This is a genomic window from Pseudoalteromonas fuliginea, assembly GCF_000690055.1.
GTDB lineage: Bacteria > Pseudomonadota > Gammaproteobacteria > Enterobacterales > Alteromonadaceae > Pseudoalteromonas > Pseudoalteromonas fuliginea.
In genome coordinates, this window is record NZ_JJNZ01000163.1 from 1 (window position 1) to 231 (window position 231).

Here is a 231-nt window from a genome sequence, read left to right on the forward strand (position 1 = left end):
AGATGGCAGAGTGGTCGAATGCACCGGTCTTGAAAACCGGCATGGGTTTATAGCCCATCTAGGGTTCAAATCCCTATCTCTCCACCATATTTTAATTGGTGGCTTTTTTACTTCCATCAATACAACCGGTTATGCGTTGGAGAGGTGTCCGAGTGGCCGAAGGAGCTCCCCTGCTAAGGGAGTATAGAGTTTGTAGCTCTATCGAGGGTTCGAATCCCTCCCTCTCCACCA

1 tRNA gene is annotated in these 231 nt (G+C 49.4%); it reads left to right on the top strand.

The annotated features are described in order from the left end of the window. Positions 1 to 138: 138 nt before the first annotated feature. Positions 139 to 231 (top strand) — tRNA-Ser (locus tag DC53_RS00235).